The organism is Bradyrhizobium sp. 142 (assembly GCF_023074015.1).
Lineage (GTDB): Bacteria > Pseudomonadota > Alphaproteobacteria > Rhizobiales > Xanthobacteraceae > Bradyrhizobium.
In genome coordinates, this window is sequence record NZ_JADPKQ010000537.1 from 24,234 (window position 1) to 31,837 (window position 7,604).

Sequence of the window (7,604 nt, forward strand, 5' to 3'; positions counted from 1 at the left end):
CTCTGGGTCGCACAAAGTCTTGGGCAGGGCCGATACATGACCAGTTTTCAGGAGACCATCCGGCCCTCGGCGCAATCCCGGGAATGGAAGGCGATCGTCGTCCTGATCCTGCTGATCCCGGTGCTGTGGTCGCCGCCGTTCTTGATCCGCTTCTTCCTGTTCCACCCGTTCAATCTGCCGTCCAGCTCGATGGCCCCGACGCTGCTTGTCGGCGACTATGTGTTCGCTGCCAAATACGCTTATGGCTACGGTCCTTATTCGTTTCCGCTTGCGTCGTCCTGGATGTCGGGCCGCGTCCTTGCCGCCGATCCCGCCTATGGCGATGTCGTCGTATTTCGCTCGCCGAAGGATCTTTCGATCGACTACATCAAGCGCGTGGTCGGGCTGCCCGGAGACCGGATCCAGATGCGGCAAGGGCAGCTCGTTCTGAACGACCGGCCGGTGACCCGCGTCCCTCTGAAGGAACTGGTCGCCAGCTCGGTCTGCGGGACCGATGCCGGCACGAAGGTCAAGCGCTGGCGCGAGACGCTGCCGAACGGCGCCGCCTACGAGACCTATGACTGCATCGACAGCGGCTTCTACGACAACACCGACGTCTACACGGTGCCGCCGGGTCATCTCTTCGTGCTCGGCGACAATCGCGACAACTCGACCGACAGCCACGTCATGACCGCGTGGGTTTTGTCCCGATGGACAATCTCGTCGGCCGCGTCACTCGCATCTTTTGGTCGCTCAACACCAACGGTGAGCCGCGCGTGGAGCGCTTGGGGAAGGTGCGGTGAGGCCCGACTGTCATTCCGGGGCGCGCCAAAAGGGGCGCGCCCCGGAACGACGAAAGAGAGAGACTGTCATAAGCAAAAACCCCGGCATCGCTGCCGGGGTTTCGCATTTCTTGGCTTTGCCTGAACGGCTGGACTTAGAAGTCCATGCCGCCCATGCCGCCGCCCGGGGGCATCGCGGGGCCGGAGCCGCCCTTCTTGGGCAGCTCGGCGACCATGGCTTCCGTGGTGATCAAGAGCGCTGCAACCGAGGCTGCGTTCTGGATCGCGGTACGGACCACCTTGGTCGGGTCGATGATGCCCTTCTTGACGAGGTCGCCATATTCGCCGGTCTGGGAGTCGAAGCCGTAAGCGTAGGCCTTGTTCTCCAGGATCTTGCCGACGATGACGGAGCCGTCCTCACCGGCGTTGATCGCGATCTGGCGGGCCGGCGAGGAGAGTGCCTTGCGCACGATCTCGACGCCGGTCTTCTGGTCGTCGTTCTTGGTGCGCAGGCCCTTGAGCTGCTCGGAAGCACGGAGCAGGGCGACGCCGCCGCCCGGGACGATGCCTTCCTCGACAGCCGCGCGGGTCGCATGCATCGCGTCATCAACGCGATCCTTGCGCTCCTTCACCTCGACCTCGGTCGCGCCGCCGACGCGGATCACCGCGACGCCGCCAGCGAGCTTGGCGAGACGCTCCTGGAGCTTCTCACGGTCGTAGTCCGAGGTGGTCTCCTCGATCTGCGCCTTGATCTGCGACACGCGCGCCTCGATGTCGGCCTTCTTGCCGGCGCCGTTGACGATCGTGGTGTTCTCCTTGTCGATCATCACCTTCTTGGCGCGACCGAGCATGTTGAGCGTGACGTTCTCGAGCTTGATGCCGAGATCTTCCGAGATCGCCTGGCCGCCGGTCAGGATCGCGATGTCCTGCAGCATGGCCTTGCGGCGATCGCCGAAGCCCGGAGCCTTGACGGCCGCGACCTTCAGGCCGCCGCGCAGGCGGTTGACGACGAGGGTGGCGAGGGCTTCGCCTTCGACGTCCTCGGCGACGATAATCAGCGGCTTGCCGGTCTGCACCACGGCCTCGAGCAGCGGCAGCAGCTCGTTCAGCGAGGAGAGCTTCTTCTCGTTGATGAGGATGTAGGCATCGTCCATCTCAACGCGCATCTTGTCGGCGTTGGTGACGAAGTAGGGCGAGATGTAGCCGCGGTCGAACTGCATGCCCTCGACGACGTCGAGCTCGGTCTCGAGCGACTTGGCTTCCTCGACGGTGATGACACCCTCGTTGCCGACCTTCTTCATGGCGTCGGAGAGGAACTTGCCGATCTCGGCGTCGCCGTTGGCCGAGATGGTGCCGACCTGGGCGATCTCGTCGTTCGAAGTGACCTTCTTCGAGTTCTTCTGAAGGTCCGCAACCACAGCTTCGACCGCGAGGTCGATGCCGCGCTTGAGGTCCATCGGGTTCATGCCGGCGGCAACCGACTTGGCGCCTTCACGAACGATCGCAGCCGCCAGAACGGTGGCGGTGGTGGTGCCGTCGCCGGCCGCGTCAGCGGACTTGGAGGCGACTTCGCGCACCATCTGGGCGCCCATGTTCTCGAACTTGTCCTCGAGCTCGATCTCCTTGGCGACGGTGACGCCGTCCTTGGTGATGCGGGGTGCGCCGAACGACTTGTCGAGCACGACGTTGCGGCCCTTGGGGCCCAGCGTCACCTTGACCGCGTTGGCGAGGATGTCGACGCCGCGCAGCATGCGGTCGCGTGCGTCGACGGAGAATTTGACTTCTTTAGCTGCCATCTGGATTTTTCCTTAGGTGTTGATCTGGGTGGGAGAGGGGGCTGTTAGGCCGCCTTCTTCTTGGACTCGCTGACCTCGAGAACGCCCATGACGTCGCTCTCCTTCATGATCAGCAGGTCCTGGCCGTCGATCTTGACTTCGGTGCCGGACCACTTGCCGAACAGCACGCGGTCGCCGACCTTCAGGTCGATCGGGATCAGCTTGCCGGCCTCGTCGCGGCCGCCGGGGCCGACGGCGATGACTTCGCCCTGGGACGGCTTTTCCTTGGCAGTGTCGGGAATGATGATGCCGCCAGCGGTCTTCTCTTCTGCGTCGATGCGCTTGACCACGACGCGGTCGTGAAGCGGACGGAATTTCATGCAGTCCTCCTAAGCTATTGCTTGGGTTGATGATTTCAGATTGTTAGCAGTCGAACCCCGCGAGTGCTAGTGGGGTGCAGCTGAAATAGGCCAGGATTTTTGCGGGGGCAAGGGCTTCTAGCAGAAAAATCAGCACTCGGAAGCGCCGCCTGCCAGAATTCTTTACCATCGTTAACCGGACTTGGCCCGTCCTTGGGGTCCGTACTAGCACGGAGCCGCATCTGCTGCTAACGCATTGAATTTCAACAACTTGTTAAACTTTTGGGCTTGAGATGGATTATCAGTTTGCGTCACATTTCTCTCATGTGAGCGCATCTCCACCGGGTGGCTCGTAAGCAGCGTACCGGAAAGCCACCCTTGAATGCGCTCCTGTAAAGGAGGTTGGCATGGGCTTGCGGAGTGGGGCCGTTTCCGACGATTTCCGGAAACAGGTGCTGGGTTATGGACTGACGACGGCGCAAATTCTCTATCGGATGCCGGATCATCCATCGCTGCTTCAGACTTACGTCTGGCAGAACTACGACATGTTTCCGAAATTTCCGGCGCTGAAGGATTTTTTGGCGTTCTGGCAGCAAGAGCTCGACGGTCCGCTCCATTCGGTCACGGTGGCGCATTCCAAGCTGATCAAGCCCGCGGAGCTGCGCTCGGTGGACGGCGTGTTCAGGCTGCATTGACGGCGAGGTTCTGTAGGGTGGGTTAGCGAAGCGTAACCCACCACTGTTTCTCTCCGCGGACGCGAAAGAGGTGGGTTACGCCTTCGGCTAACCCACCTCTACCAAACTCGTTTCTGTGCTAGCCTCTCCGCATAACAACAACGGGAGGCGGCCCATGTCCAAGAAGGCAAAATCGGCCAAGAAGGCAAAATCGCGCAGCGCGGCACAGGCCGCAGTGAAGAAGCGGAGTGGCACCAAGGCCGCGGCGCGATCATCGGCACGCAAAGCGGTGAAGGCAAAGGCTCGCGGCGTCTCACCGAAGAAAACCGCGCGGCGCAAGCAGCGCATCGCGATCAGCCATCACCGCGAGGAAGACTTCAAGGCCGACGGCCTGCGCACGTACGCCAAATATCGCGACCTCGGCATTGCCGACGCGACCCACGGCCTCGCGCGGGCGCATGTGATCCGGCTGCAGGGCCCGTGCAATCCGGCGGAAGTCTCAAAGCTGCACTTCCATGCCGTCGATTTCCAGATGGTCTACGTGCTCAAGGGATGGGTGAAGACCTACATGGACGGGCAGGGCGAGACACTGATGAAAGAAGGCAGCGCCTGGACCCAGCCGCCGAAGATCAAGCACATGATCCTGGATTATTCGGACGATGTCGAACTGCTGGAGGTGATTTTGCCGGCGGAGTTCAAGACGGTGGAGTTAACGGCGTAAGGGCAAGACTCTCTCCGTCGTCATTGCGAGGAGCCCTTAGCGACGAAGCAATCCAGACTGCTTCTGCAGATGCATTTTTGGATTGCTCCGCTTCGCTCGCAATGACGAGTTACTTGTAGCCCGGATGGAGCGCAGCGAAATCCGGGAGAGTGCGTCCGTTGCAGGCGGTCTTCCCGGATTTGCGCTTCGCTCCATCCGGGCTACTGGTGCCTACGCCAACACCCCCACGATCGCCCCCATCAAACACGTCGTCAGCGTGCCCGACACGATCGACTTCAGCCCGAGCGCGTTGATTTCCTCGCGCCGTTCCGGCGCCATCACCCCTAAGCCGCCGATCATGATGCCGAGGCTGGCGAAATTGGCGAAGCCGCACATCGCATAGAGCATGATCAGCCGCGAGCGCGCATCGAGCGCGTCCGGTCCGAGTTTCGACAGGTCGACATAGGCGATCAGTTCGTTGAGCACGGTCTTGGTGCCCATCAGGCTGCCCGCCGTCACCGCCTGATCCCAGGGCAAACCCATCAGCCAGCACACCGGCGCCATCACGAGGCCAAGCAGACGCTGCAATGAGATCGCAGTGCCACCGATATTCGGCAGCAGGCCGAGGACGGCGTTGACGAGATAGACCAGCGCCACCAGCACCAGCAGCATGGCGACGATGTTGATCAGCAGCTCGATTCCTGAGCTGGTCCCTTTCACGATCGCATCCATCGTGCTGGAGACGTTCATTTCGGGATCTTCCAACGCGCCGCCGGTACGCTTGTCTGAAGTTTCCGGCACCATGATCAGGCTGACGAGAATTGCGGCCGGCGCGCCCAGCACCGAGGCGATGACGAAATGCGCGGCAGCATCTGGAATCAGGGGCGCCAGCAGCGTCGCATAGAGCACCAGCACCGTGCCGGCGATGCCGGCCATGCCGCCGGTCATCACCAGGAACAGCTCGCTGCGCGTCATCTGCGCCAGATATGGCCGGATGAACAGCGGCGCCTCAACCATGCCGAGAAAAATATTGGCGGCGGTCGACAGCCCGACCGCGCCGCCGACCCCGAGCGTGCGTTCGAGCAGCCAGGCCATGCCGCGCACGACCGGCGGCAGCACCCGCCAGTAGAACAGCAGCGTCGTCAGCACGCTCATCACCAGCACGATCGGCAGCGCCTGGAACGCCAGGATGAAATCGGCGCCCGGCGCCTTCAATTCGAAAGGCAGGGCGCCGCCGCCGATGTAGCCGAACACGAAAGAGGAGCCAGCGCGCGAGGCCGCGGAGATCGCGCCGACCGCATCATTGATGGCACCGAAGGCATGCGCGACGACGGGCAGTTTCAAGAGGACGAGCGCGGTGACGAAGGTGACGACAAGACCGATCGCGGCCTGACGGGCCGAGACCTTGCGGCGATTCTCAGCCAGCGCCCAGGCGATCAGTAGCAATGCGAAAATGCCGAGTGCCGATTGCAGGCGCAGCATGATGTCCCCAAACCCTCAATGATTATGGCCGCGCGTGCGTTGCAAACGCAATGCCGGGAAAGCAGGGAAACGTCATGCTGTTGACAAGCAGCCCCGTCTCGGCCACGCGGGGCGCATTGACATCAGGAGGCGGATGGTCCGCGCGTGACCAACGAGGCAATGCCAGAGCAGCCAGTTTCAGCGAATCCGCCGGTCAGCGCCCGCGTGCTCCTCGCCCACCGCGCCTTCCTGTTCTTCCTGCTTTCGTGCAACCTGTCGCGCTTTTCCAGCCAGATCGCGGCGGTCGCGATCGGCTGGCAGATCTACGAGCTCACCGGCTCGGCCTTCGACCTCGGCATGGTTGGCCTGGTGCAGTTCCTGCCCACCGCGCTGCTGGTGTTCGTCGCCGGCCACGCCGCCGACCGCTATGAACGCAAGCGCGTCGTCCAGCTCTGCCAGCTCGCGAATGCCGCAACCGCGCTCTATCTCGCCGTCACCACCTATCTGGGCGCGGTCGGCGAGGTGCAGATTTTCGTGGCGAGCTTCGTGCTCGGCATTGCCGGAGCTTTCGAAAGCCCGACCACCGCGGCGCTGCTGCCGCTGATCGCGCCGCAAGGCTCGCTCCAGCGTGCAACCGCCGTCGCGAGCGGCGCGGCGCAGGTTGCGACCATCACCGGGCCGGCGCTCGGCGGCATCGCCTATGCGGTCGCGCCGCATCTGGCCTACGCCGCGATGGTGCTGTTCTGGATTGTTGGGATGATCCTGACCGGTTTCATCCGGCCGCGCCCGCAGGCCGTCGCCAAGGGTATGGTGGACGCGGACAATATCTTTGCCGGCGTTCGCTTCATCCGCGGCAATCCGGCGATCCTCGGCACCATCTCGCTCGATTTGTTCGCGGTGCTGTTCGGCGGCGTCACCGCGCTGTTGCCGATCTATGCCCGCGACATCCTCCAGGCTGGTCCGATGGGGCTCGGCATCCTGCGCGCTGCGCCGGCCGTCGGCGCGCTGGCGATGACCATGGTGCTGGCGCGTCACGCCATTTCGCGGCATGTCGGCTTGCGCATGTTCCAGGCCGTGATCGTGTTCGGGGTTGCCACAATCGTGTTTGCGCTGTCGTCCTGGATGTGGCTGTCGGTGCTCTCGCTCGCCATCCTCGGTGCCGCCGATACGATCAGCGTCGTGATCCGTTTCTCGCTGGTGCAGCTCTCGACACCCGACGAGATGCGCGGCCGCGTCGGTGCGGTCAACTTCCTCTTCATCAACGCCTCGAACCAGCTTGGCCAGTTCGAAAGCGGGGTCGCGGCCGCGCTGCTCGGCGCCATGCCCGCCGCCGTGCTCGGCGGCGTCGCTACCGTCGCGGTGGCGCTGCTCTGGATGAAGCTGTTCCCGAGCCTGCGGAAGGTGGAGAGTTTGGAATAGGGTTACGCCCTCTCCGCCGTCATTGCGAGGAGCTCTTGCGACGAAGCAATCCAGACCGCTTCCACAGAGGCATTTCTGGATTGCTTGTGCGCCAGGCAAGCTGGCGCGGTCCAACCGGTGGAAGTCCGGTCCGGGTAAGCCGTAGCGGGCGCCCGGTAGTGAGTGTTGCGGTGTCGTCGGCGACGGCGGCAGCGAAGCGTACACAACGATGCTGTGGGGTGGCTATTGAGCCGCGAAAGACAGAAACTCGCAGAGGCCGAGGCGGTAAGCAACGTCGAAGGCGACATGATCATCGTGCGCTATGCCGACGACTTCATTGTCGGCTTCGAGTCCGAGGATGAGGCCCGGCACTTCCTCGAAGCACTGCGCGAGCGGCTCAGGGAGTTTGCACTGTCGCTGCATCCTGAGAAGACCCGGCTGATCGAGTTCGGACGCTTCGCGGTGGACAACCGCAG

6 protein-coding genes and 2 pseudogenes are annotated in these 7,604 nt (G+C 63.0%); 5 read left to right on the top strand and 3 right to left on the bottom strand.

Annotated elements, in window-relative coordinates:
• The first annotated feature begins 36 nt into the window (after window positions 1-36).
• Window positions 37-782: pseudogene (gene lepB, locus IVA82_RS47585) on the top strand (signal peptidase I).
• Between the two features lie 134 nt (window positions 783-916).
• On the opposite strand, the gene groL reads toward lepB, so the two are convergent.
• Both groL and IVA82_RS47595 read right to left on the bottom strand, forming a co-directional pair.
• Window positions 917-2,557, bottom strand: coding sequence for a chaperonin GroEL (groL, locus tag IVA82_RS47590; protein ID WP_247389573.1), 1,641 nt, complete (start codon window positions 2,555-2,557; stop codon window positions 917-919).
• Between the two features lie 44 nt (window positions 2,558-2,601).
• Window positions 2,602-2,916 carry a co-chaperone GroES gene (locus IVA82_RS47595; protein ID WP_247389574.1) on the bottom strand — a complete coding sequence of 105 codons (315 nt, stop codon included), beginning with the start codon at window positions 2,914-2,916 and terminating at the stop codon, window positions 2,602-2,604.
• Window positions 2,917-3,302: 386 nt separating this feature from the next.
• Here IVA82_RS47595 and IVA82_RS47600 point away from each other — a divergent pair, with 386 nt between their 5' ends.
• Together IVA82_RS47600 and IVA82_RS47605 are read left to right on the top strand one after the other, a co-directional pair.
• Window positions 3,303-3,590 carry an usg protein gene (locus IVA82_RS47600; protein ID WP_247389575.1) on the top strand — a complete coding sequence of 96 codons (288 nt, stop codon included), beginning with the start codon at window positions 3,303-3,305 and terminating at the stop codon, window positions 3,588-3,590.
• A 154-nt stretch (window positions 3,591-3,744) separates the two neighbouring features.
• Window positions 3,745-4,290, top strand: a complete 546-nt coding sequence (locus IVA82_RS47605) for a cupin domain-containing protein (protein ID WP_247389576.1) — start codon at window positions 3,745-3,747, stop codon at window positions 4,288-4,290.
• 210 nt (window positions 4,291-4,500) lie between these two features.
• Here the strand turns inward: IVA82_RS47605 and IVA82_RS47610 are convergent, their stop codons facing one another.
• Window positions 4,501-5,751 (bottom strand): nucleoside transporter C-terminal domain-containing protein, encoded by a 1,251-nt coding sequence (locus IVA82_RS47610; protein ID WP_247389577.1) that lies wholly within the window; start codon window positions 5,749-5,751, stop codon window positions 4,501-4,503.
• Between the two features lie 159 nt (window positions 5,752-5,910).
• On the opposite strand from IVA82_RS47610, the gene IVA82_RS47615 reads away from it, so the two are divergent.
• Together IVA82_RS47615 and IVA82_RS47620 are read left to right on the top strand one after the other, a co-directional pair.
• Window positions 5,911-7,149, top strand: a complete 1,239-nt coding sequence (locus IVA82_RS47615) for an MFS transporter (protein WP_247389582.1) — start codon at window positions 5,911-5,913, stop codon at window positions 7,147-7,149.
• A gap of 273 nt (window positions 7,150-7,422) precedes the next feature.
• Window positions 7,423-7,604 (top strand): annotated as a pseudogene (locus IVA82_RS47620) (reverse transcriptase domain-containing protein); the annotation flags it as partial.